General features: G+C 63.3%; 17 protein-coding genes and 1 pseudogene. 6 read left to right on the top strand and 12 right to left on the bottom strand.

From position 1 onward, the window contains the following. The first annotated feature begins 478 nt into the window (after positions 1-478). Positions 479-3,355: a class I SAM-dependent DNA methyltransferase gene (locus tag DES43_RS22800; RefSeq protein ID WP_245514519.1), complete on the top strand. Its 2,877-nt coding sequence runs from the start codon at positions 479-481 to the stop codon at positions 3,353-3,355. 125 nt (positions 3,356-3,480) lie between these two features. Here the strand turns inward: DES43_RS22800 and DES43_RS01880 are convergent, their stop codons facing one another. Further along, positions 3,481-3,684 (bottom strand): hypothetical protein, encoded by a 204-nt coding sequence (locus DES43_RS01880; RefSeq protein ID WP_133674783.1) that lies wholly within the window; start codon positions 3,682-3,684, stop codon positions 3,481-3,483. A 229-nt stretch (positions 3,685-3,913) separates the two neighbouring features. Beyond that, a complete protein-coding gene (locus DES43_RS01875) occupies positions 3,914-5,500 on the bottom strand; it encodes a recombinase family protein (protein ID WP_133674782.1) in 1,587 nt (528 codons plus the stop codon). Positions 5,501-5,533: 33 nt separating this feature from the next. Here DES43_RS01875 and DES43_RS01870 point away from each other — a divergent pair. Continuing rightward, positions 5,534-6,436 (top strand): annotated as a pseudogene (locus DES43_RS01870) (YifB family Mg chelatase-like AAA ATPase); the annotation flags it as partial. 290 nt (positions 6,437-6,726) lie between these two features. On the opposite strand, the gene DES43_RS01865 reads toward DES43_RS01870, so the two are convergent. From DES43_RS01865 to DES43_RS01840, 6 genes are all read right to left on the bottom strand, one after another. Further along, positions 6,727-7,830, bottom strand: coding sequence for a DUF1513 domain-containing protein (locus DES43_RS01865; RefSeq protein WP_035026335.1), 1,104 nt, complete (start codon positions 7,828-7,830; stop codon positions 6,727-6,729). Between the two features lies 1 nt (position 7,831). Continuing rightward, entirely contained in the window at positions 7,832-8,902 is a 1,071-nt protein-coding gene (locus DES43_RS01860; RefSeq protein WP_035026336.1) for an imelysin family protein, read from the bottom strand. Next, positions 8,903-10,498: a di-heme oxidoreductase family protein gene (locus tag DES43_RS01855; RefSeq protein WP_035026339.1), complete on the bottom strand. Its 1,596-nt coding sequence runs from the start codon at positions 10,496-10,498 to the stop codon at positions 8,903-8,905. Between the two features lie 11 nt (positions 10,499-10,509). Next, complete coding sequence (gene bfr / locus DES43_RS01850; RefSeq protein WP_035026342.1) at positions 10,510-10,995, bottom strand: bacterioferritin; 486 nt, start codon at positions 10,993-10,995, stop codon at positions 10,510-10,512. Further along, positions 10,961-11,272 (bottom strand): (2Fe-2S)-binding protein, encoded by a 312-nt coding sequence (locus tag DES43_RS01845; RefSeq protein WP_035026560.1) that lies wholly within the window; start codon positions 11,270-11,272, stop codon positions 10,961-10,963. Before DES43_RS01845 ends, bfr begins: the two co-directional genes overlap by 35 nt. A gap of 68 nt (positions 11,273-11,340) precedes the next feature. Further along, positions 11,341-12,615 carry an imelysin family protein gene (locus DES43_RS01840; protein WP_035026563.1) on the bottom strand — a complete coding sequence of 425 codons (1,275 nt, stop codon included), beginning with the start codon at positions 12,613-12,615 and terminating at the stop codon, positions 11,341-11,343. A gap of 548 nt (positions 12,616-13,163) precedes the next feature. Here DES43_RS01840 and DES43_RS01835 point away from each other — a divergent pair. Continuing rightward, on the top strand, positions 13,164-14,390 hold the full coding sequence (locus DES43_RS01835) for an NAD(P)/FAD-dependent oxidoreductase (protein ID WP_035026345.1): 1,227 nt from the start codon (positions 13,164-13,166) through the stop codon (positions 14,388-14,390). 59 nt (positions 14,391-14,449) lie between these two features. Here the strand turns inward: DES43_RS01835 and mscL are convergent, their stop codons facing one another. Next, positions 14,450-14,872 carry a large conductance mechanosensitive channel protein MscL gene (gene mscL, locus DES43_RS01830; protein ID WP_035026348.1) on the bottom strand — a complete coding sequence of 141 codons (423 nt, stop codon included), beginning with the start codon at positions 14,870-14,872 and terminating at the stop codon, positions 14,450-14,452. 296 nt (positions 14,873-15,168) lie between these two features. Between mscL and DES43_RS01825 the strand changes: the two genes are divergently transcribed. Further along, positions 15,169-18,657, top strand: coding sequence for a hybrid sensor histidine kinase/response regulator (locus DES43_RS01825; RefSeq protein ID WP_133674780.1), 3,489 nt, complete (start codon positions 15,169-15,171; stop codon positions 18,655-18,657). A gap of 82 nt (positions 18,658-18,739) precedes the next feature. On the opposite strand, the gene DES43_RS01820 is transcribed toward DES43_RS01825, so the two are convergent. Together DES43_RS01820 and DES43_RS01815 are read right to left on the bottom strand one after the other, a co-directional pair. Next, positions 18,740-19,396, bottom strand: coding sequence for a response regulator transcription factor (locus tag DES43_RS01820; RefSeq protein WP_035026353.1), 657 nt, complete (start codon positions 19,394-19,396; stop codon positions 18,740-18,742). Between the two features lie 98 nt (positions 19,397-19,494). After that, positions 19,495-19,944, bottom strand: coding sequence for a hypothetical protein (locus DES43_RS01815; protein WP_245264689.1), 450 nt, complete (start codon positions 19,942-19,944; stop codon positions 19,495-19,497). 113 nt (positions 19,945-20,057) lie between these two features. On the opposite strand from DES43_RS01815, the gene DES43_RS01810 reads away from it, so the two are divergent. Both DES43_RS01810 and DES43_RS01805 read left to right on the top strand, forming a co-directional pair. Further along, positions 20,058-20,456, top strand: a complete 399-nt coding sequence (locus tag DES43_RS01810; protein WP_245264690.1) for a DUF952 domain-containing protein — start codon at positions 20,058-20,060, stop codon at positions 20,454-20,456. Beyond that, a complete protein-coding gene (locus DES43_RS01805) occupies positions 20,453-21,529 on the top strand; it encodes a quinone-dependent dihydroorotate dehydrogenase (RefSeq protein ID WP_035026354.1) in 1,077 nt (358 codons plus the stop codon). Before DES43_RS01810 ends, DES43_RS01805 begins: the two co-directional genes overlap by 4 nt. A 33-nt stretch (positions 21,530-21,562) precedes the next feature. Here DES43_RS01805 and DES43_RS01800 read toward each other — a convergent pair whose 3' ends face one another. Beyond that, positions 21,563-22,852, bottom strand: coding sequence for an MATE family efflux transporter (locus DES43_RS01800; RefSeq protein ID WP_084496476.1), 1,290 nt, complete (start codon positions 22,850-22,852; stop codon positions 21,563-21,565). Positions 22,853-22,899 lie beyond the last annotated feature (47 nt).

Here is a 22,899-nt window from a genome sequence, read left to right as displayed (position 1 = left end):
ATGAAGACCAGAAACCGGAACGGTTAGTCTTCGGGCGAGAACAGCAATCATCATCTTGCAAGCCCCTTGGTCAGAGCTTGGCAGAAGGCTTCGGTTTAAGCCTTACAGAAAAGGATTGATGGAAGATGATGATGAAGGGAATGGCCTAGGACGCAGCTATTGGCTTCCATAAGGGAAGCCTAAAGCTAACCTATGGAGATAAGCTATATGCAAACCTAGGGGGGGCCTCCCTCCTATTGTGGGGGGTAATTGAGCTTCGATCTTTTCGCACCCGTAGGGACCGTAGGAGCGAACTGGTATAAACAGGGAGGAACCACCTAGAGACGGGCGACTGAGGCTCTACGGTCTCAACCGCAGCGAAGAGAACAGACTTACATCGTTGAGACCGGCTTGATCTGCCCCCCACTATCCTTGTCGCGAATCAATCGCTTGGCCTATGGTGTCGGCAAGTTTCTGCGTGAGGGGGCGCTGATAATATATGACGCCACAACAGTTTATATCCAAATGGCTGAACTCGGCGCTCAAAGAACGCGCTGCGGCACAAGAGCATTTCCTTGATCTATGCCGGATGCTGGGCGAACCGACCCCAGCCGATGTTGACCCGACCGGAAAGGACTACGGTTTCGAGGTAGGTGCATCGAAGACCACGGGCGGAAACGGCTTCGCGGACGTGTTCAAGCGTGGTCATTTCGCGTGGGAATACAAGGGCACCAAGGCAAACCTCGACACGGCGTTTGCGCAGCTTCAACGCTATGCCATCGCCCTCGACAACCCACCGCTGCTGATCGTCTCCGACATAGGCACGACCATCCGCATCCATACCAACTGGACCAATTCTGTCTCCAAGGTCTACGAGATAGCGATTGCCGATCTTGGCGACCCGACAAAGCGCGGCTGGCTCAAAGCTGCCCTGTCTGACCCCGAGGCGCTGCGCCCCACAAAGACCCGACAGGAGTTAACCGAAGAGGTCGCTGGGGAGTTTGCCGAGCTTGCCCGTTCCCTTCGCGGGCGTGGCCACCATCCCGAACAGGTGGCTCATTTTATCAACCGGCTCGTGTTCTGCATGTTCGCGGAAGACGTGAAGTTGCTGCCCGAAAACATTTTCTCGCGCATGTTGGAGCGAGCGCTGGACGATCCCAGCCAGTTCGAGGGCTTCGCCCGCAGCCTGTTCACCGCGATGAAATCGGGGGGCCATATCGGCTTCGAGAAGGTGGCGTGGTTCAACGGCGGCCTCTTCAACGATGACCTCGTGTTCGCGTTGGACAAGAAGGAAATCGCCATCGTCCATCGGGCGGCCAAGCACTTTTGGGGCGATGTAGACCCGTCCATTCTCGGAACGCTCTTCGAGCGCGGCCTAGACCCGGACAAGCGCAGCCAGCTTGGCGCGCACTATACCGACCGGGACAAGATCATGATGATTATCAACCCGGTCATCGTGGAGCCGCTGACGGCGGAATGGGAGAAGGCCAAGGCCGAGATAACGGCGCTCATGGATAAGGCTGCGTCATCGAAGGGGGGAACCGCAACCAAGGCCCGAAACCAAGCGCAAGGTATTCTCGACGCGCATCTGAAACGGCTCGCAGATTTCCGCGTCCTCGACCCAGCCTGCGGCTCCGGCAATTTCCTGTATCTCGCGCTCCGGGCGTTGAAAGACTTGGAGCACCGGGCGCAGGTCGAAGCAGAAGCCTTGGGGCTGCCGAGGGGGTTTCCGAGGATTGGCCCGGAGGTGGTCAAGGGTATCGAGATCAACCCCTACGCTGCCGAACTCGCCCGCGTGTCGGTCTGGATAGGCGAAATTCAGTGGATGATCGGCAACGGCTTCGGAGCCAGTACCAATCCTATCCTGAAACCGCTGGAGACCATCGAATGCCGGGACGCCCTGATGACATGGGAGCCAGGAGAAAATGGGGAAGGTGGTCGCTGGGTGGAAGCCGTGTGGCCCAAGGCTGACGCCATCATCGGGAACCCGCCGTTCTTGGGCGGAAAGTTAATGCGGTCGCAATTGGGTGATGTGACAATCGAAACCCTGTTCACCCTTTACCGTGACCGCGTTCCTCCCGAGGCCGATCTCGTAATCTACTGGGTCGAGAAAGCATCAACGGCGATGCGAAACGGCCTTGCTAGACGTGCGGGTCTCGTCACCACAAACTCCATACGCGGTGGTGCTAACCGGCGTGTGATGGACCGCATCACGGACAGCATGGCCATAATCGCCGCATGGTCTGATGAGCCTTGGACGGTTGAAGGCGCTGCTGTGCGCGTTTCGATGGTCGTCTTCGGGGAACTACAGGATGGCGAGGTTCCTCATCTCAACGGGCAGCCAGTGGAAAAGGTGAACCCGGACCTGACTGCCAGCGCTGTAGATTTGACGAAGGCCAGTCGCCTTTCCAGAAATTGCGGCGTGGCATTCCAAGGCCCCGTAAAAGTCGGGGCATTCGACATAGATGGGCAGCAAATCCGCAGATGGCTGACAAGCGGCCTTAACCCGAATGGCCGCCCAAATTCAGACGTACTCAGGCCATGGGCAAATGGCATGGATATTACGCGACGGCCTGCGGGAAAATGGATTATTGACTTCGGGGAATTGAATGAACACGAAGCCGCTCTCTACGAAGGGCCTTTCGAATATGTCAGGCTTAACATCTACCCAGTAAGGGCGAACAATCGTGATGAACAACGTCGCCGCAACTGGTGGCGCCTCGGGCGAAGCGGGGCCGATGTAAAAGAGGCAACGTCAAAGGTTAGCCGTGTCATTATCACTCCAAGAGTATCGAAGTGGCGACTGTTCATATGGGAACAGCCGATGCTACTGCCTGATAGTGCCGTGGTCGCTATCGCCCGTGATGACGATACGACCTTCGGCATTCTCCATTCCCGGTTCCACGAACTCTGGGCGCTGCGGATGGGGACATGGCTTGGGGTAGGTAACGACCCCCGCTACACGCCCACCACGACCTTCGAAACCTTCCCGTTCCCCGAAGGGCTGACCCCGGACATTCCAGCCGAAGCCTATGCCCAAGACCCTCGGGCCATTGCCATCGCCACCGCAGCAGCGCGTCTTAACGAGCTTCGGGAAAACTGGCTGAACCCGCCCGATCTTGTCCGACGTGAACCCGAGGTCGTCCCCGGCTTTCCCGACCGTATCCTGCCGATCAACGAGGAAGCAGCGCAGAAGCTCAAGAAGCGGACCCTGACAAATCTCTACAATGAACGCCCTGCGTGGCTCCAAAATGCCCACAAGACGCTGGATGAGGCAGTAGCGGCAGCCTATGGCTGGCCTGCCGATCTGTCAGATGACGAAATCTTGGCGCGCTTGTTCGAGTTGAACCAAGAGCGCGCGGCAAAACAGCCATAGCGTGCTGCGGTGGCGACCGTGGGCGCGTGATTGTGACAAGGCGAGGGATTACTACCCATCCCCGTCAACGCCTTTCTACGGTTATCACCGCAGCACGAAAAACCTATTGCAGGGAAACCATCTATCTACCCGACCGAAACCACGCCCCTGACACGCCCAAGGTAAACCTCCCGGTCACTCGGCGGATTGGCCGCATAGCCCCAGCCTACCGAGACTGGCGACCATTCTAGCCACATGCTGATACTGGTGAACGGCAGGCGCAGGAACAGACCCCTTGGCTTCCATCCGTCATGGAAGAAATCGACATGGCGGCTGACAGCTTCCGCCATGGCGTCCCGAATGTCTCGGCCAAGGTGGGCCACCTTGACCAGAGCCGAGGGGACAAGACGATGATGAACATCACCCGTTGAATACCTCCATGGTGTTCGTAGTGATGATGAGGGAACCGCCCGCGATGGGCGGCAGGGGGAAGCTCCCAAGGGGACGCATGGGGATTGCTAGAAGCACCAGACCGATAGGGGGAGCCGGATGGTTCTGTCCAATGCGTCCACTAAGGAGCTACGAGGGGGGCAAAGATGTCGCTGGGATTATCCCGTCATCGTCGTCCGTTTCCGTGGGCCATCCATAGACAATGCTCGTGGCTGCATCGGGGACGTGATTCCAGTGGAAGACAAGGCTTCCGCTCCGATAGTCCACCACGACTTTCCCAAATAGCTGACGGAGAACCGCATTGACCTTCGGAATATCGTGTGGCTGCTCGCCCACGGCGTCCAACAGAGCGGTGCCCGTATTGGCGATGCGGTTTGTGATGGTGTCGGCCATTCTTGTTGCGACGGAGGATAGTTCGTTCGCTATCCGATCACGCTCGGCCTCTGTTGCCCGTAGGCGGTTGAGCAATGCAGGCGAGTGTCCGGCCTCTGCTATGGCCTGAACGACCCGCTCGATCTCATCGCCCATCACGTCATGGGCTAGAGATAGCTGGTCCCATTGCGCTTGCAGGTCTGCCTCGGGGGAGGGAAGTTCCCCAATGAGATAACCCGCATTATCAATGATCGCCCTTGTTACGTGGTCTAGGCGGACCTTGCGGTATGTGCAGCCCGCGCCTGCTTTGGCCCTCGTGCAAATGAGATAGGGGTGGCCGCCCTTCTTCCCGCCCTTGTTGACGCGCGTCATGGTGGAACCACACCTCGGACACTTCGCAAGCCCTGCCAGTATGTTAGCCATCGCCCCTTCGGTTTTCGACGGCGCACTGCGCCCGCTCGCGAGGGCTGCCACCTGTTCAAAAACCTCGCGGCTGACGGCCTGCGGGAAGTAGTCTTCTACTGGCTCGGCGGGGACACGGACTCGCTTGCCATTGATAATTTCCATGCGGTGAGGCGTGAACTGTCCGATGACAGCGGGATTGCCCAGCATCTTTTTGACGTAGGAACGGTGCCAGTGCTTCCCCCGACCGAAAACCGGAACCCCTTCGCGATTTAGCGTCTCGGCAATGGACTGCTGCCCCTTGCCGGCAATTGCCATCTCGAATATGCGCCGAACGATAGCTGCCCGTTCCGGTATCAGATCGAACCCGCTACGATCATCTCGAAGGCGTACCCATCCCGGACTTAGCTTCGTTAGCGGTTGCTTTTCCGCCTTCGCGCGCTTTGCTCCCCATGCCTCCCGAAGCCGCTTGGCCTTCGTTGCGCTTTCCTCGTTCGCCCTCATGAACACCATCACCGCGACCATGAGGTCAACAGGGTTTTGACGCAGGCTCTCATGGGTGTACGCTCGCCCATCGTTGAGAGTTACTACCGTAATCCCCTCTTTCGCTATGTCTTTAAGGGCATCAAGGGCATCCAGCGCGTTCTCTCGGGATACACGATCAAGGTTCTCGACTAGAAGATAGGACCCTATGGCTATGTCGCCTGATCGGACCAACTCTAGGAACTCGCCTAGCATCCCTTCCGCCCTATTTCGTCCCCGAAAAGCGGATACACCAAGGTCTTGGAATGTCAGCTTGTCGTCTAGCTCTAGCCCATGGAGTGCAGCGTAGCGTTCTGCGGCTTCCGTCTGACGCCGCAAGCTGTCGCCCCGCATTTGTTCCGGGGTCGAGAACCGGATGTAAGAATATGCCTTCGGTTTGGCGATGGGCCGATTCGACATGATGGTTATCTAGTTCGATAGGGGTCTTTTGTCCATATCATGCTCATGGTGGGTCCGCCCGGCTCGGGCAAGTCGATGCTCGCCCAGCGCCTGCCTTCCATTCTTCCGCCGCTGTCGCCGCGCGAACTGCTTGAAGTGTCGATGATCGCCTCCGTCGCCGGCGAACTGGCCGGAGGGCGGCTTACCGACCGGCGTCCGTTCCGCGCCCCGCATCACTCCGCCTCGATGGCGGCGCTGGTTGGCGGCGGGTTCCGCGCACGGCCCGGGGAGATATCGCTTGCCCATCATGGTGTGCTGTTCCTCGATGAATTGCCCGAGTTCTCGCCGCAGACGCTGGACGCTTTAAGGCAGCCGCTGGAAACCGGCTCCTGCATGATCGCGCGCGCCAATCACCGGGTCAGCTATCCGGCGCGTATCCAGCTGGTCGCGGCCATGAACCCGTGCCGTTGCGGCATGGCCGGCGAGCCGGGCTATCGCTGCGCGCGCGGCGAGCGCTGCCGTACCGAATATCAGGCGCGCATCTCCGGCCCCCTGCTGGATCGCATCGACCTGCGGGTCGAGGTGCCGGCCGTTTCGGCCACAGATCTGATCCGGCCCGCAAAGTCGGAAACCAGCGCGTCCGTCGCCATTCGCGTGGCGCGCGCGCGAGAAATCCAGCGCGACAGGTTCGAGAGCGCCGGCGCCGATGGCGCGCTCACCAATGCCCAGTGCCCACCGTCCCTGATCGAGACGGTCGCCGCGCCCGATCAGGCGGGGCTGGCCCTTTTGCAGGATGCCAGCGAGAAGCTCGGCTTTTCCGGGCGTGCCTATCACCGGGTGCTGAAGGTGGCGCGTACGCTGGCCGATCTCGACGGCAGCGAAACCGTGTCGCGCATCCATCTGGCGGAAGCCATTTCCTACCGCATGGACAGCCAGCGCATGGCGAATGCCGCGTGAAGCACATGGTCGGCAGCACAAGGGATGCAGGCAGAACAGCGGGGGCGAAGTCCGGTTTCCATGAAGGAACTGCGCCGGATGAGGGAAACGCCCGGCCGCAGAGCGCCGAACCCGGATAAATCCGGATGGCATGCTCCAGGCGTCTGTTTTGTCGCATCCATGCCTCCGGGCGGGTCCCGTAGCTGAAAACAGCACAGGGAGCTGAAAACAACACAGGGTTCCCTGAAGATCGGGGTGCTTGCGCAGGCGGCAAGACGGTTGCCTGCCGCGGAGCCGCCGGTTTCCGGCTTTCACGCCTCTTCGATGCGCAGCATGTGGTTGTCCCAGACATGATCCGGATCGTCGAGCGATTTGCCGTCCGGGCCAACGATGACGCCGCCGCCCGTGGTGGCCAGAAACCCCTTGCCATCGGGCGCGATCCCGCACACTTCGGTCATGTCCTGCCTTGAAAGCACTTTGCCGCTCGCCGCCTCGATCACGGCCAGCGAGTTGCCCTGCGGCGAGGTGACGGCAACCAGGCCCGTTTCCGGATTGGCCGCGACCGAGCCGACATAGTTGCGCAGGCTGGCCAGAACGTCCTGTGGCATGTCGATCAGCGAAATGCCCTTGTCGCGGGTGGCCTTGCCGACGAGGGGCGGCAGGTCCGTCGCCGCGCCGCGATACTGGCAGCCGAACCACACATGGCCTTCGGCATCCGCATCCATGTGCCGGATCGACAGTTTGTGGAGTTCGGCCGGCAGCTCGTGTTTTTCAATGAGATCGCCACTGATACGGTCGACCAGCACATAGGAGGGCTGCATGGTGGCGATGTTGAGCTCGGCGCGGCCGAAATCGGGATGGGTTTCGATGCCGCCATTGGCGATGGCCAGCGTGCGCCCGTCACCGAGCAGAAGAAGCTCGTGCGGGCCCATGCCATAGGTTGGAAACTCGCCGATGCGCTGAAAGCCGGAACTGGCACCGTAGACGCCGACCATGCCCTCGGCATTGTCGAAATCGTTCTCGGTTGCGTAGAGCAGCGCGCCGTCATGCGAGAAGACGCCATGGCCGAAGAAGTGGCGGTCGGGCAGGCTGGTGATGGTCAGCGGTTCCTCGCGCCCCCTGTGGTCGAACACCATTGCGAAGGTGCCGGGCTGGCGGGCAAACACGACAGAACGCCCGGAAACCGGATCGAACGTCACGTCGTGGCCTCGATCCGGCAGATCGACGGTGTGCAGCACCTTGCCGTCCTCGGAAAGCACCGCCGCTCCATAACTGCCATTGCGGCGCACGAAGGCGGTGGCGAACACGGCGTCCGCCGTCATCGTGCGCGCCCAGGCGGAAGGGGTCATGGCAGCGGCAAAGCCCGCGCCTGCGGCGCGCAGGAAGTCGCGGCGGTCGATCAGCGGGGTGCGCATGTCAGTCTCCGTCGAGAGAGGAGAAGCCGGCGGTCAGCCCGAATTCGCCGCTCAACCGAACCCCGAACAGGTTGGAGAGGCTGGATGTGACGGTACCCAGATAATCGAGCTTTTCGCGCCGGGCCGGGTCGGCAAGCGCCTCTTCCATCGGTCCCTTCACCGAGCGGGCGGCTTCGGCGCCGTTGGCGAACTGGATTTCGATGGATTCGGAAATCCATCGGGACTCGGGCGACAGGGCATCGGCCAGATGCGAGGCCCGGAACAGCCCGCCCAGCCCTTCGAGATTGGCGGCCAGCGATGCCGTGGTGCCCTGCGAGCGCCAGTAGAGTGCCTGCTTCGGCTTGTCCTTCTCCGGACGCAGGCCGAGAAAACCTTTGAGCCGTACGTCGCGCACCATCTCCAGCCCGTTGATGAACACGCCCATCAGTTCGGTCACGGCCTCGGCGCCGTTGCGGTAGGTGAGGTTGTCCGGGCCGGGGTTCGACCAGATCGCGGCAAAGCCGTCCGGTTTGTTCCAGCCGTCGCGCACATCGGCGCTGATGGTCGCGATATTGCCGGCAACGGCAGCCCCGAAGGTGCAGCGCCAGGCTCCCTCCGGCGTCGCCAGCTCGTCTGCGTCCGTGCCGAACAGAACATATTCCAGCGCGCCGAAACCCTGCATGGCGACGCTCTTTCGGGCGATCTTCTCCGCGTCGGCGGCGTCAGGGTCCTTGCTGGCAAGCGCCGCCTGAACCTGTTTGAGTCCAATGCTCTTGCGGTCCGGCCAGAACAGCATCCGCTCCAGCCGGTTGTCCTCGCGGATCGGGCCGAACATGATCAGTTCCACCTTCGCCCAGCCTTGCGCCGCCTGCGCGAAGCCGGCGCGCGCGGCGTCAAGCGATGCCTGCGATGGCGTGGCGCACAGGGCTTCGACCGATTTTTCAAGCGCGGCGGTGCGCTCGGCGAGATCGCCATAGGCCGGGCGGATGAAGCCGTCGATCGCCTGCCCGATCACATCGGAGGCCGGCATGGCTGCGTGCGCCGCGACCGGCATGAAAAGGGACAAGGTGAATGCGAGCGCCGGTGCTTTCATCTAAAGCGACTCCAGAAACCCGATAAGGGCTTCGCGTTCTTCGGCGCTGGCGGCCGCGAACTTGTCGCGCGCGCTCTGCGCCTCGCCACCATGCCACAATATGGCCTCGGTCAGATTGCGGGCACGGCCATCGTGCAGGAAAAAGGTGTGGTTGTTGACCCGTTGCGTCAGTCCGATGCCCCACAGCGGCGGCGTGCGCCATTCATAGCCGTCGGCAACGCCCACCTGCTGGCCATCGGCGAGCCCTTCGCCCATGTCGTGCAGCAGGAAATCGGAATAGGGCCAGATGAGCTGGAAGGCATGCGCCTTGTTGGGCGCATCGCGGCGGGTGACGAATTTGGGCGTGTGGCACGAAGTGCAGCCCATGTCGTAGAAGGCCCGCTTGCCGGCCAGAACCTGCGGCTTGTCGATGTTGCGCCGTGCCGGAACGGCCAGGTTCTGCGAGTAGAAGGTCACCAGTTCCATGATCGGCTCGGGCGCTTCGGTGTCGCCGAGGCGCGGCTGCACGCCGGTTGGCATGTCGAGACAGGCTTTCTGCGCCGGCGTGCAATCGCCCCAGTGGTGCGGCACCTCCGGGGAGGAGATGCCGATGTCGCCGGCCAGCGCGTCCGAAGACTGCTGGCGGATCGTGGCGGTTTGGGCCTTCCAGCCGAAGCGGCCAAGCGCCAGTTCGCCGCTCAGCGTGTCGCGCACGATCGACGCCCTGCCGGAAATGCCATCCCCGTCTGCATCGTCCGGGTCGGCATTGGCGAGGATGTCGGCGGGGTGGATCTGTTCAACGAGGCCGAGGCCGATCATCGGATTGGCGATGCGCGGCGACAGCGTCGTGCGCTTGTCGAGCGGGCCGTAGCCGGGATTCTCCACCGAATAGGCCGGCTTGCGCAGTGAAACGACGGTGCCGTCGTCCAGCGTGACCGGCATTTCCTCATAGTCGATACGCATGCGCCCTTCGCTGGCCAGCCCCGGCACCGCAAGGTCCTGCAACTGCGTGCCATAGACGGGATCGGGAAAATTCAGCACCTGATGCGACGCGACCGCCTGCTTTTCCTCCTCCGTCCCGGCCTCCCGCGCCAGCCGCAGGAACATGGAAGTGGCATCGGCGCTGCCTTCGGGCGGATGGCCGCGCCCGTCCTTCAGGTGGCAGCTCTGGCAGGCGCGGGCATTGAAGAGCGGCCCCAGCCCGTCGGATGCCTGCGTGGAGGACGGAGAAGAAACCCAGTTCTTGCGGAAGATGGCGTTGCCGAGCTTGAAGGTGCCTTCTTCCTCGAAAGTGATGTTGGCGCTGGAATGCGAGAAGGAATCGGCATTCACGCGCTTCTTCGTGGTGCCGGCGCCCCCCTGCATCAGCTCGAACTGTTCGGGCTTCGAGAAATCCGTGGCCGGCCTGGTGATCGCCCGGACCCTGGCGAGGTCCTTCGGCGTGAGATCGTCGCGTATGGCGGGAACGCCGGGCAGGTCCTGTGCTGCAGCGGGCGTGAGAATCGTGAAAAGCGAAAGGACCGCCGCACACGCGCCGAGGCGGCGTGCGGCGGAGTATGGACGTGGCGTGTCCGTGCCGGACCGCGGGCGGCGCAAAAAATCTATGATGCGCCGCATTCCCGCATGTCCTATTCGGCCTCGTTTGCCGGGGCGGCGTTGAGAAGGCCGTATTTCTCCTCGCCGAGCGAAGCCAGCAGGTCGAGCTGCGTTTCGAGGAAGTCGATATGGCCTTCCTCATCGGCGAGCAGTTCCTCGAACAGCTTCATGGTGACGTAATCGCCAAGTTCGTTACAGATCTCGCGTGACCGCTTGTAGGACGTGCGCGCGTCGTATTCGCCGGCCAGATCCGATTCCAGCACTTCCTTGACGTTCTGGCCGATGCGCAAGGGCGCCACGGACTGCAGGTTCGGATGACCTTCCAGGAAGATGATGCGCGCCACCAGCTTGTCGGCATGATGCATCTCCTCGATGGATTCCTCTCGTTCCTTCTTTGCGAGCTTCTGATAGCCCCAGTCTTCGAGAAGACGATAGTGCAGCCAGTACTGGTTGACCGCGCCGAGCTCCAGAAAAAGGGCTTCGTTAAGCCGCTCGATGATTTGTGGGTCGCCTTTCATAGGTCCTGCTCCCGTATTGGACACGCAATTCTCTCACGCGATCCAAGTGTGAAACGATGTCCACGCCGCCCGCCTCCGAGCGAACGTGGTATTCCTCGGTTACCCGAATGATCGTTTCGACCACATTTGGGAAGCAGCCGCAACAGCGACCGCGCTTCTTCATATAATGATAGACCTTAGCCGGCACGATCAGTTGCCACGGATCGCTGTCCAGCAAATCGATGATCGCCCTTTCGATTTCCTTTTCGGTGATGATGTTGCAGTGGCAGATCAACATGTCTTTTTCGGTCTGGCTGCGCGGCGCTTTCCGCGCCGCCATGGCTGGAAGGAAGGGGTTGTCTATCTCTACTGGAAGACCTTGTCCGGCGCGTCGAGGCTGTCGGAGCCTTCGAAGGCGATGGCATCGAGCTTCAGTGCCGCGACCACACGCTCGATCGACTTCGTCTGGTCGACCAGCGCATCGATGGCGGCCTGCACGGTGGCGTTGCCTTCCGCATTGCCTTCGCCGATCTGCTGGTCATAAGCCTCTCCGGCTTCGGCCCGGGCGGCGATGGCTTCCATCTTCGCGACGGTGGCGTCCAGCTTGCCGGTCAGTTCGGTGTCGAGGGCCGGATCGGTTTCCTTGACCAGATCGGACAGCGACGGGCCTTCCACGGTCGAGCCGTCGATGCGCTTGTAGCTGCCCAGATAGGCTTCGCGGATGCCGGCCGCATCGTAGAGATGCGAGATATGGGTGTTGTCGGAGAAGCAGTCGTGCTCCTCTTCCGGGTCGTGCAGCAGCAGGCCGAGCTTCATGCGCTCGCCGGCGAGCTCGCCATAGGAGAGGGAACCCATGCCGGTGAGGATGACCGACAGGCCGCTGTTGGCGTCGCCGTCTTCCAGCGCCTTGCGCGCCTCTCCGCCTTCCTTCCAGTTGTCGGCCATTTCCTGGAGGTCGGCGACCAGCAGCGTGGACGCCGACTTCAGATATTCGGCGCGGCGCTCGCAATTGCCGCCGGTGCAGTTGGCCTTGTCGTAGTCGGTGTGGGGGCGCACGCCGGCGCCCGGGCCCGTGCCGTTGAGGTCCTGGCCCCACAGCAGGAATTCGATGGCATGATAACCGGTGGCCACATTGGCCTCGATGTCGCCGGCCTCCTGCAGGGTGCCGGACAGAAACCCGGGCGTCAGGCTGGAGGCGTCGACCTCCTGACCGTCGATCTCGATCTTCTGGTTGGCGATGACATTGGCCGTATACAGTCTGTTCTCGTCGGATTCGGTCCCGTAGCCGGCGTCGACATAGTCGATCAGGCCCTCGTCCAGCGGCCAGGCATTCACGCGGCCCTCCCAGTCGTCGACGATGGCGTTGCCGAAACGGTAGACTTCGGTCTGCTGGTAGGGAATGCGCGAGGCTTTCCATGCCGCCCTGGCGGCGGCGAGCGTCTCGGCGGAAGGATCGGCGATCAGCGCGTCGACAGCGGCATCGAGAGCCCTGGCCGTGCCCAGCGAGTCCTTGTATTTTGCAAGGGCGATGTCGGCATAGGTCGCGATGACGGCTTTCGCGTCCGTCTCCGCCTTGGCCGGAAGCACGAAAATGGCCGCAGTCAACGCCGCAGTGGCGCCAATCGCCGCCATTCTGGCCATGTAGCGGGTCGAGACCCAGCTTCTGATCATCGGTCTCATCTCCTCAAAAAGTCAGGTAAGCCGTCTGGCGGCACCGGGGAGGCGGCCGGAACCGGCGGGACGGACTGCTTCGACGGAAGGAGATGAAGTCACGGTCGGCACGGCATCTCGCCGCGGACGGGGCAGGACAAATCCACGACGGACCTTGCCGGCACGAAACAACATCGAAGCCTCCAATCGAAAGGGTTAAAGGCCCTTACATCAAAGGAATGCGCAAAACGCCTTTGCATAAAGCTCCACAAGCGTTGAAAGTCAATCGGAAATTTAAAAAAGAACAATCAAAACAATAGTTTAGAATTATTCTAAACTGAACATGTCATGTTTTGAGGCCGCTTGCGCCGCATTAACGGCCGCCATTGACGATTGACACCGCGGGCCTGCCGGTGCCACCCCGGTTGGGGCCTGCTGGCGCGCCCCTCTTGGCGCGGGGCGCCGCAATCGCCATCTGTCGACCAATTCCGCCGCGAAGGCTCGAAACCGGAAAACCCGAAATCCCGAGAGTTTGTGCGATGAAGAACGGTACGATCATTGTTGGAGCCGGACATGCCGGCGTTCAGGCTGCGGCCAGCCTGCGCGAGGAGGGCTATGACGGGCCGGTCGTGCTGATTGGCGAGGAAACAGAGCTGCCCTACCACAAGCCGCCTCTTTCCAAGACCTTCATCAAGGACACGCAGGCGAAGCCACAGTTGCTGCGCGGCGAAAGCTTCTACGCGGCCAACAACATCGACTATCGCCCCGGCCTGCATGTTGCCGATATCGACCTTGCCGGCCGCCGTCTTGAGTTTGCAGGCGGCGCGCCGATGGTTTTCGACCGGCTGATCCTTGCCACCGGGTCGCGCCCGCGCAGGCTGCCCATCGAGGGTGCCGGTCTGGCCGGCGTGGTTTCTCTGCGGGACGTGGCGGATGCGCGCCTCATTCGCGAGCTGAGCGGAACCTGCACAGACGTGGTGGTGCTGGGCGGCGGGTTCATCGGGCTGGAGATCGCCGCGACCCTGCGCGCCGCAGGCCGCAACGTTACCGTGGTGGAGGCGGCCGACAGGCTGCTCGGCCGTGTGGTTGCCCCGCCGATCGGTGCGCATGTGCGCCAGCGTCTCGCCGATCTCGGCGTGCGCATTCTCACCGGCATGACCGTCAGCCGGCTTGAGGACGAGAACGGGCATGTGTCCGCGGCGGTCACGTCCGCCGGCGAGCGTCTCCCGGCGCAGCTCGTCATCGTCGGGGTCGGCGTCGTGCCGAATGCCGAATTGGCCGGGCGCGCCGGCATCGCCATCTCGAACGGCATTCGCGTCGATGCGCAGATGCGCACATCCGTGCCGGAGGTGCTTTCGGTTGGCGACGTGGCCTCCTACCGGCACTGGTTCACAGGCGGCGATGTGCGCCTGGAATCGGTGCAGAACGCCACCGATCAGGCGCGGCTGGCCGCGCGCACCATTGCCGGCGGTTCGGACGCCTATGCGGCCGTGCCGTGGTTCTGGTCCGACATCGGCGACATGAAGCTGCAGATGGTGGGGCTGACGGCAGGGGCAGACAGCCATCTGGTCGTCGGCGAGCCGCAGGAGAACCGCTTCTGCGTCTACCACTTCGCGGGCGGCAGGCTGGTTGCCATCGAGTCGGTCAACCGCCCCGCCGACCATATGCTTGGCCGCAAGATGCTGGGTGCCGGCTTCTCGCCCTCTCGGGAAACTGTCCTTCAAGGTGCCGATGCACTGAAGGCGGCGCTCGCAGCCGCGGGATGAACGGAAAAAGCCCCGGCCGCGTTGCAGCCGGGGCTTTGCGAAACGATATCCGTGACGGCTTACTTGCGCGCCAGCAGATCGCGGATTTCGGTCAGCAGCGCGACGTCGGCGGGCGGCGGTGCGTCAGCTGCGGCGGCGGGCTGGCCCTCGACGCGCCGGCGCACATTGTTTACCGCCTTGACCATCAGGAAGATGATCCAGGCCAGGATCACGAAGTTGAGCAGGACGGTGATGAACGAGCCGTAGGCGAACACTGCGCCCTGCTGTTTGGCTGCCTCGAGAGAGGTTGCTGTGACCGCCGAAGACAGCGGCAGGAAGTAGTTGTTGAAGTCGAGGCCACCGAAGATGGCGCCGACGATTGGCATGATGATGTCGTTGACCAGCGAATCGACGATCTTGCCGAAGGCACCGCCGATGATCACGCCGACAGCCAGATCCATCACATTGCCTCTGGAAATAAACTCCTGAAATTCCTTCAGCATTTGCCTCTCCAATAGTTGCGGCATGCGCCGCCGATGTTGCAGCTCCGCTTGGCCGGAGCCCGACGGACAATAGCAGAAACCGTGGGTTGAAGAACGTGGAAATCGCGGGCCGGCCTCGCGCCGGGCGTCGACGCAAAACCGGAATCCGCTTCCGGCGCCCATCTCCGGCGTTTGCCTGCAATGCCGGAGCAAGGCGAAGTCATGGGCATTCCGTGCGATACGCACCGAAGGTCGCAGTGGACAGGCATGGCCGGCTGTGCTTGCCTTCCGGATGAGGAAGCCATGGAATCTGGGACGTGCTGGGCTGGTTGATCGTCATCGCCGCCATTTTATACGTGACGATGCTGTTCGCCGTCGCCGCTTTCGGCGATCGCCATGCGGCGCGGCGGGGACCCATCGCCTCGCGCCCCTACATCTATTCGCTCAGCCTTGCGGTCTACTGCACGTCCTGGACGTTCTTCGGCTCTGTCGGCCTCGCCTCGGAGCGCGGGCTCGAGTTCCTGACCATCTATGTCGGTCCCATCCTGATCTTCGTTTTCGGCTACCCGTTCCTGCGGCGCATCATCAGGCTGAGCAAGGCGGAGAAGATCACTTCCATCGCCGATTTTCTGGCGGCCCGCTACGGCAAGAGCTTCGCCGTGGCCTCCATCGCCACGATCATCGCCACCGTGGGCGTCATCCCCTATATCGCGCTGCAACTGCGCTCCATAGCCGGCTCCATCGGCCTGATGGCGGCGTTCTATTCGCCCGATGTGATCTCGGATGATTTCGTCTACCGCGACGTTGCGTTCGTCGTGGCTTTCCTGCTGGCCGTCTTCGCCGTGCTGTTCGGAACCCGCCATGCCGATGCGACCGAGCATCAGGACGGCCTTGTGCTGGCGATGGCGGTGGAGTCCGTCATCAAGCTGGCGGCTTTTCTCGCGGTCGGCATTGCGGTCACGCTGTTCCTGTTCGGCAGCCCCGGCAATCTGGTCGAGGCGATGCGGGCCAACGAGATGGTGCAGGCCGCGATCGGCTTCGAGACGCCGCTGGCGAGCTGGATCGTCATGACCCTGCTTGCGGCCGGCGCCATCATCATGCTGCCGCGCCAGTTCTACATGACCATCGTGGAAAACCGCAGCGAGCAGGAGCTGAAGACGTCGGGCTGGCTGTTCCCGCTCTATCTCGTGCTCATCAACCTGTTCGTGCTGGTGATCGCCTTCGGCGGCCTCACCGTGATCGGCGGGCAGGCGAGCGCCGACCTCTACGTTCTGGCCGTTCCCCTGTTCAACGGCTATAACGCCATGGCGATGATCGCCTTTGTCGGCGGGCTCTCGGCCGCGACGGCCATGGTGATCGTGGAGAGCGTGGCGCTGTCGATCATGATCTCCAACGACCTCGTCATCCCGCTTGTGCTGCGCCGCCTGCTGCGCTCGGCTTCCAGCGAGCGCGAGGACTGGTCGAAGGTCATCATCGTCATCCGCCGTGCGGCGATCTTCTGCATCCTGTTCGTGTCGTTCCTCTACTATCTGGAGATGGCCGACAATGTGCGCCTCGTGGCCTTCGGTCTCATTTCCTTCGCCGCCATCGCCCAGTTCGCGCCGGCTTTCGTCGGCGGGCTGATCTGGCGCGGGGCCAATGCGCGCGGCGCCGTGCTGGGCATGATCGCCGGCATCCTCATGTGGGCCTACACGCTGTTCGTGCCCTCGGTGCTGCCGCCAGACACTCCGTTCCTGCTGGAAGGGCCGCTCGGCATCGCCGCCCTCAAGCCGCAGGCGCTGTTCGGCACCAGCGGCGAGCCGCTCACCCATGGCGTGCTGTGGAGCGTCGCCATCAACATCGTGTTCTACATACTGGGCTCGCTGTCGCGGGCGGCCTATCCGCGCGAACGCATCCAGGCTTCGATCTTCGTGCCGCGCGAGGCGAGCCCGATGCCCAGCCTGCGGCGCATGCGAACCGGCGTGACAGTCAACGAGATAAAGGACACCATCGCGCGCTACCTCGGCGTCGAACGCACCGAACGCTCCTTCCAGTCCCTCGAGCAGCGCGAAGGGCGCAAGTTTCCCGGCCATGCGCCGGCAACGGCCGAGACGCTGCGCTTCGGCGAGCAGCTTCTGGCGAGCGCCGTCGGCTCGTCGTCGGCGCGCCTGATCCTGTCCTTGCTGGTGCAGCGCCACGACCGCTCGGCCAGGCACGCCTTCCGCCTTCTCGACGACGCCTCGGACGCGCTCCAGCAGAACCGCGACCTTCTCCAGATCGCGCTCGACCAGATGGAGCAGGGCATCACCGTCTTCGACAAGGACCTGCGCCTGACCTGCTGGAACCGGCAATACCGCCTGCTGTTCGATCTGCCGGATGACATGGGGCAGGTCGGTGTCACGCTGGCGCAGATTCTCAGCCATCTCGGCGAGCGCGGCGACATAACCGGGGCGGAGGAGATCGCCGCGCTCGACCGGCTGACCCGTTTCGGCGAGCCGTGGCAGCTCGAGCTGAGAACCAGCGGGCGCATACTGGAACTGCGCTCAAATCCCATGCCCGATGGCGGCATCGTCGCCACCTATGCCGACATCACCCAGCGCATGCAGGCCGACCTTGCCCTGAAACGGGTGAACGAGACGCTGGAGCAGCGCGTGGCCCGGCGCACGGCCGAGCTGACGCAGGTCAACGAGGAGCTGGCGCAGGCGCAGAAGATTGCCGAGGAAGCGAATCTCGGCAAGACGCGCTTTCTGGCGGCAGTCGGCCACGATATCCTGCAACCCCTCAATGCCGCCCGCCTCTATTGCTCGTCGCTGATCGAGAAGGCGACCGGCGGGCCGCTCGGGGAAGCGGCGGTCAACATCGAATCCTCGCTGGAATCGGTCGAGACGATTCTCGGCGCCGTGCTCGACATATCGCGCCTCGATGCCGGTGCCATGAAGCCCGAGGAGACCGTTTTCGCCCTCGACGGGTTGCTCCAGCAGATCGCCACCGACTTCCAGCCCATGGCTTCCGCGAAGGGGTTGCGGCTGCGCATCGTGCCCTCGGCCATGCGTGTACGCACCGACCGCAATCTGTTCCGGCGGCTGATCCAGAACCTCGTCTCCAACGCCATCAAGTACACGCGCAGGGGCACGGTGCTGGTCGGCGTGCGCCGCCGCGGCGATCTCGTGGAAATCCAGGTGATCGATACCGGCATCGGCATCGAGGCCGACAAGCTCAACATGGTGTTTCGCGAATTCACGCGCCTTGACGAAGGCGCCCGGGAAGCGGAAGGGCTGGGGCTCGGCCTGTCCATCGTGGATCGCATCGCCCGCGTTCTGCATCTGGAAATCCGCATCTTTTCCGAAGCCGGAAAGGGCACCCGGTTCTCCGTCCTCATGCCCACGGCGACGGGCGAGGTGGAGCAGCCTGTCCGGCGCGAAGTGACGCTGCCACGACCGTTTTCGACGCTGTCCGGGCTCGAAATCCTGTGCATCGACAACGACCCCCGCATTCTGGAAGGCATGCGCCTGCTGCTGGAGGGCTGGGGCTGTGAGGTTGCCGCCTGGTCGGGCATGCGTGCTTTCCTCGAAGCCCGCGAGCGACGCTCGGCGCCCGACATCGTCCTTGCCGACTATCATCTCGACGGAGAGAACGGTCTCGACGCCATCGACCGGCTGCGCCAGATCTATGGAGCGGATACCCCGGCGGTGCTGGTCACGGCCGACCGGTCCACGGAAGTGCGCGCGGCGGCGGAGGCGCGCGGCGTCTCCGTCATCAACAAGCCGGTGCGGCCGGCGGTATTGCGCACATTGCTATCGCGCGTGCGGCCGCTGGCGGCCGAGTAAGGGATTTGGAACGCCGTGCGTGATCCCGCTGCAAGGGGCGCTCCGGCAGCCGATTCTATTTCCGGTGCTGTGCTCCGGGCTCTCAGGCGGCCGCGATGGGATCCGGGCCGATCTTGGAAAGCAGGATGACGGCCTGGGTGCGGCTGTCGACGCCGAGCTTTTGCAGGATCGCGGACACATGCGCCTTGACGGTGGCCTCCGAGACGCCGAGTTCGTAGGCGATCTGCTTGTTGAGCAGCCCCTCGCCCAGCATGGACAGGACGCGCGTCTGTTGCGGCGTCAGCGTTTGCAGGCGGCGGATGAGACCGGAGATTTCCGGATCGCTTTCCTTGCCGAGATCGAGGGCGGCCGGGGCGGCGATGCCGCCATCCAGCACCGTACGCACGGCGTTGCGGATTTCTTCCATGCTGGCCGACTTGGAAATGAAGCCGGAGGCGCCAAGGTCGAGCGCGCGCCGCACAGTGACGGGGTCGTCATGGGCGGAAATCACGATGATCGGCAACGAGGGATGGGTGCCGCGCAGCGAGATCAGGCCGGAAAGCCCGCTTGCTCCGGGCATGGCGAGGTCGAGCAGAAGAAGGTCGGTTTCCTCGTTGGCGTGCAACGCGGCCCTGGCGCTTGCGAAATCGCCCGCTTCAAGGATCGATGGCGCGTCACCGATGCCGGCGATCGCTTCTCGTAAAGCCCCTCGAAACAGCGGGTGGTCGTCAGCGATGACGAAGGTGTAGCCTGCCGGCAATGTCTTCCTCCCTGTCCGTCGGTCAGCTGTGCCGGGGACAGTTGCCAAATTATGCGTCGAGGGGCGCTGATTTCAAGCGCAAACTGCGTATCTTGCGATCACGTCCGGTCCGGCGCGGGTTTGGCCTCGGGGGAATCCTGCTTTTCCAGATCCTTCACGATGCCCATGAAGGAGCGGAAGAAGCGCTCCATGTAGCCCATGGTCCTGTTGAATTCCTCTTCCGTGGGCAGGCTGGATTCCAGTTTTGCAGTCAGCGAGTTCTCAAGTCTGGCCACGCGTTCTTCCAGGGACCTGACCTGATCCTGGAGGCGATCCATCTCGTCCTGAACCACCGTGCGCTCGTCAGCCGCCATGCGGCAGACGAGCCGGCCGGACTGTTCGCGGCAGGCAGACATGGCGCCCGTGGCGGTGTCCATGCGCACATAGCCGTCTTCGGTTTTCTCCAGCCGGTAGCGTTCGGCGTCGTCCGCGGCGGAGGCCAGGGCGGCCATCAGGGTGAGCAGGGGCAGGGTGAGCAGAGGCAGGGCGATCAGGGCGCGACCACGCATGAGGGGCTCCTTCCGGCCGACAGGGCCAAAACATCCGGCAGGCAACTTAACGCCGGTATAAGCATAAGGTTCATTGTGCCCGAAATGGGGATGGCCGGACAGCCGCACTTTCCATGGCCCAAGCTTGGGTCTATAGCCCGCTCATGTCGAACCTCATCTACAAGATCGTGCCGCGCCCGCTTTGGCGGGAGGCCGAAGACGGCGGCAGCTTCGCCGGTGCGCCGGTGGACCTTGCCGACGGCTATATCCATTTCTCGACCGCCGCGCAGCTGCGCGAGACGGCCGCGAAGCATTTCGCCGGGCAGCAGGACCTGCTGCTCGTGGCAGTGGATGGCGCCGCTCTGGGCGAAGCCCTGCGCTGGGAGCCTTCGCGCGGCGGCGCGCTGTTTCCGCATCTTTATGCGGCGCTTCCCGTTGCCGCCGCCCTGTGGGTGCGCCCCCTGCCTGTGGGTGCGGACGGACAGCACAGGTTTCCCGAACTGGGCCCTTTTCCTGAATCGGAGCGATCATGACCGTACTGGATACGATCGGCAGGAAGCTGCTGTTTTCCCTCGATCCGGAAACCGCGCACGGGCTCTCCATCGCCGCGTTGCGCTGCGGCTTGCCGGCCGGTCCGCGCCCGCCGCGCGACGCGCGGCTTCACGTACGGCTGTGCGGTCTCGATTTTCCCAACCCGCTCGGCATGGCGGCGGGTTACGACAAGAACGCCGAGGTGCCGGACGGGCTGCTCGGCCTGGGTTTCGGCTTCGCCGAGGTCGGCACGGTCACGCCGCTGGCGCAGCCCGGCAATCCGCGTCCGCGCATCTTCCGGCTGGTCGAGGACGATGCGGTCATCAACCGGCTGGGCTTCAACAATGAGGGGCATGAAGCGGCCGAGCGCCGGCTTCTGGCGCGCAAGGGCAGAGGCGGCATCGTCGGCGTCAATATCGGCGCGAACAAGGACAGCGCCGACCGCATCGCCGACTACGAGCGCGGGGTGACGCGCTTTGCGCCTCTCGCCTCCTATCTCACCGCCAACATCTCCTCGCCGAATACGCCGGGCCTGCGCAACATGCAGGCCCGCGAGCAGCTTGCCGAGCTTCTCTCGCAGCTGGTGGCCGCGCGTGCGGCGGCTTCCGCACGACCGCCGATCTTCCTCAAGATCGCTCCCGATCTGGTCGAGGCCGAACTGGAGGATATCGCCGCCGAGGTGCTGGCCAGCGGCATCGACGGCGTCATCGTCTCCAACACCACCATCTCGCGTCCGCCGCTGAAAAGCGCTGCGCTGGCCGGCGAGACGGGCGGTCTGTCCGGCAGGGTGCTGTTCGAGCGGTCGACGACCGTGCTGGCGAAGATGCGCAAGCTGCTCGGCCCCGGGATCGCCATCGTCGGTGTGGGCGGCGTCGATTCGGCTGAAGCGGCGCTCGAAAAGATCCGCGCAGGCGCCGACCTCGTCCAGCTTTACACGGGCATGATCTTCGCCGGACCGTCGCTTCCCGCCCGTATTCTGGGCGGCATGGTCGAGGCGTTGCAGGCGGGCGCTCATGCATCGGTGCGCGAACTGCGTGACAGCAGCCTTGAAGAGTGGGCAGCAAAGCCGCTCTGACCCGGTTACCGCTGTCGGGCGATGTGCCCCGGTTCAGGCCGTTCCGGAAGCGGCAGGTCCGGGTGCGAAGGTCGCGCGCTCGCGCCGCGGCAGCATGGCTGCAAGGCCGAGCCCGCGCATCAGCAGGAATATGTGCAGCGATGCCCAGAGGCCGTGATTGCCGAACAGCGGCGTCAGCGCAACCATGGTCGCCGCGAAGGTGGCCAGCGACAGCAGCATGGTGTTGCGCATGTCGCCGGACCATGTGGCGCCGATGAAGACGCCGTCCATCTCGAAGGCAAGCACGGCGCTCATCGCGGTGAAGGCCGCCCACGGCAGGAAAGCGGCCGCGAGCTCCCGCACGTCCTCGGCAGTGGTGAGAAAGGCGATCAGGCCGCCGCCCCAGATCAGCAGCGCGGCGGTGGCGATGCCGGAGAGAACGAAGCCCCACAGCGCACACAGACGCACGGCACGGCGAAAGGCGATGCGGTCGCCTGCGCCCACGGCCCGGCCGGCAAGCTGCTCGGCCGCCGTGGCGAATCCATCGAGGAAGAAGGCGGCCGCCATGAAGAAGTTCATGAGAACGGCGTTGGCCGCCAGTGTCACCGTGCCGAATTGCGCGCCCTGCCGGGCGAAAAGGGCAAAGGTTGCGAGAAGCGCGAAGGAACGGATCATGATGTCCCGGTTCAGCGTCATCATGCGCCCGATGGCCGGCATGTCCGCGATCCGGGCCATGCCGATACGCTGGCCGGCGCGCAACCGTGACAGCACGATCGTCATGCCGGCCAGCATTGCGATGAGTTCGCCACAGACCGTGCCCCAGGCGACGCCGGCGACATTCCAGCCCAGATAGAGGCCGAGATAGAGTGAAAAGAGGATGTTGGTGCCGTTGAGCAGGATTTGCAGGCCCAGAGCCGTCCGCCCCTCGCCGCGCCCGAGCATATAGCCAAGCATGGCATAGTTGATGAGCGTGAAGGGCGCGCCCAGCAGGCGGATGCGGACATAGGTGTCGAGCGCGCGATTGACCTCCTCTTCCGCACCGAGAAAGCGTATGCCGCCTGTCGCGATCAATGGCGCGAGTGCGGCAACGGCAAGCCCCAGCACCAGCGCGATCATGAAGGCTCGCCAGAACACGGCCTGTTCCTCGCTCGTGTCTCCGGCTCCGTATGCCTGCGCCACCAGACCCGTGGTGCCGGAGCGCAGGAAGTTCAGTGTCGAGAACACGAAATCGAACACCAGTGCGCCCGCCGCCAATCCGCCCAGCAGGGCCGCATCGCCATACTGGCCGATGATCGCCGTGTCGGTGAGCCCAAGCAGCGGCGTGGTCAGATAGGCAAGCGTCATCGGCACGGCGATGGCCAGAACCGTGCGATTGGTTACGGTGAAGGTCT

The sequence above is a fragment of the Aquamicrobium defluvii genome, from assembly GCF_004363725.1.
Lineage (GTDB): Bacteria > Pseudomonadota > Alphaproteobacteria > Rhizobiales > Rhizobiaceae > Mesorhizobium > Mesorhizobium defluvii.
Note: the sequence above shows the minus strand (reverse complement) of the source record. Positions and strands in the feature narration are given on the sequence as shown.

Excerpts from the sequence above, each read along its gene's own strand:
- DES43_RS01815 (WP_245264689.1), bottom strand. The coding sequence starts at position 19,944 with ATGCGTGGTCGCGCCCTGATCGCCCTGCCTCTGCTCACCCTGCCCCTG.
- DES43_RS01875 (WP_133674782.1), bottom strand. The coding sequence starts at position 5,500 with ATGTCGAATCGGCCCATCGCCAAACCGAAGGCATATTCTTACATCCGG.
- DES43_RS22800 (WP_245514519.1), top strand. The coding sequence starts at position 479 with ATGACGCCACAACAGTTTATATCCAAATGGCTGAACTCGGCGCTCAAA.
- DES43_RS01810 (WP_245264690.1), top strand. The coding sequence starts at position 20,058 with ATGGCCCAAGCTTGGGTCTATAGCCCGCTCATGTCGAACCTCATCTAC.
- bfr (WP_035026342.1), bottom strand. The coding sequence starts at position 10,995 with ATGAAAGGCGACCCACAAATCATCGAGCGGCTTAACGAAGCCCTTTTT.
- DES43_RS01800 (WP_084496476.1), bottom strand. The coding sequence starts at position 22,852 with ATGACGCTTGCCTATCTGACCACGCCGCTGCTTGGGCTCACCGACACG.
- DES43_RS01805 (WP_035026354.1), top strand. The coding sequence starts at position 20,453 with ATGACCGTACTGGATACGATCGGCAGGAAGCTGCTGTTTTCCCTCGAT.
- DES43_RS01845 (WP_035026560.1), bottom strand. The coding sequence starts at position 11,272 with ATGTTGATCTGCCACTGCAACATCATCACCGAAAAGGAAATCGAAAGG.
- DES43_RS01880 (WP_133674783.1), bottom strand. The coding sequence starts at position 3,684 with ATGGCGGAAGCTGTCAGCCGCCATGTCGATTTCTTCCATGACGGATGG.
- DES43_RS01865 (WP_035026335.1), bottom strand. The coding sequence starts at position 7,830 with ATGCGCACCCCGCTGATCGACCGCCGCGACTTCCTGCGCGCCGCAGGC.
- DES43_RS01840 (WP_035026563.1), bottom strand. The coding sequence starts at position 12,615 with ATGGCCAGAATGGCGGCGATTGGCGCCACTGCGGCGTTGACTGCGGCC.
- DES43_RS01860 (WP_035026336.1), bottom strand. The coding sequence starts at position 8,902 with ATGAAAGCACCGGCGCTCGCATTCACCTTGTCCCTTTTCATGCCGGTC.
- DES43_RS01855 (WP_035026339.1), bottom strand. The coding sequence starts at position 10,498 with ATGCGGCGCATCATAGATTTTTTGCGCCGCCCGCGGTCCGGCACGGAC.
- DES43_RS01835 (WP_035026345.1), top strand. The coding sequence starts at position 13,164 with ATGAAGAACGGTACGATCATTGTTGGAGCCGGACATGCCGGCGTTCAG.
- mscL (WP_035026348.1), bottom strand. The coding sequence starts at position 14,872 with ATGCTGAAGGAATTTCAGGAGTTTATTTCCAGAGGCAATGTGATGGAT.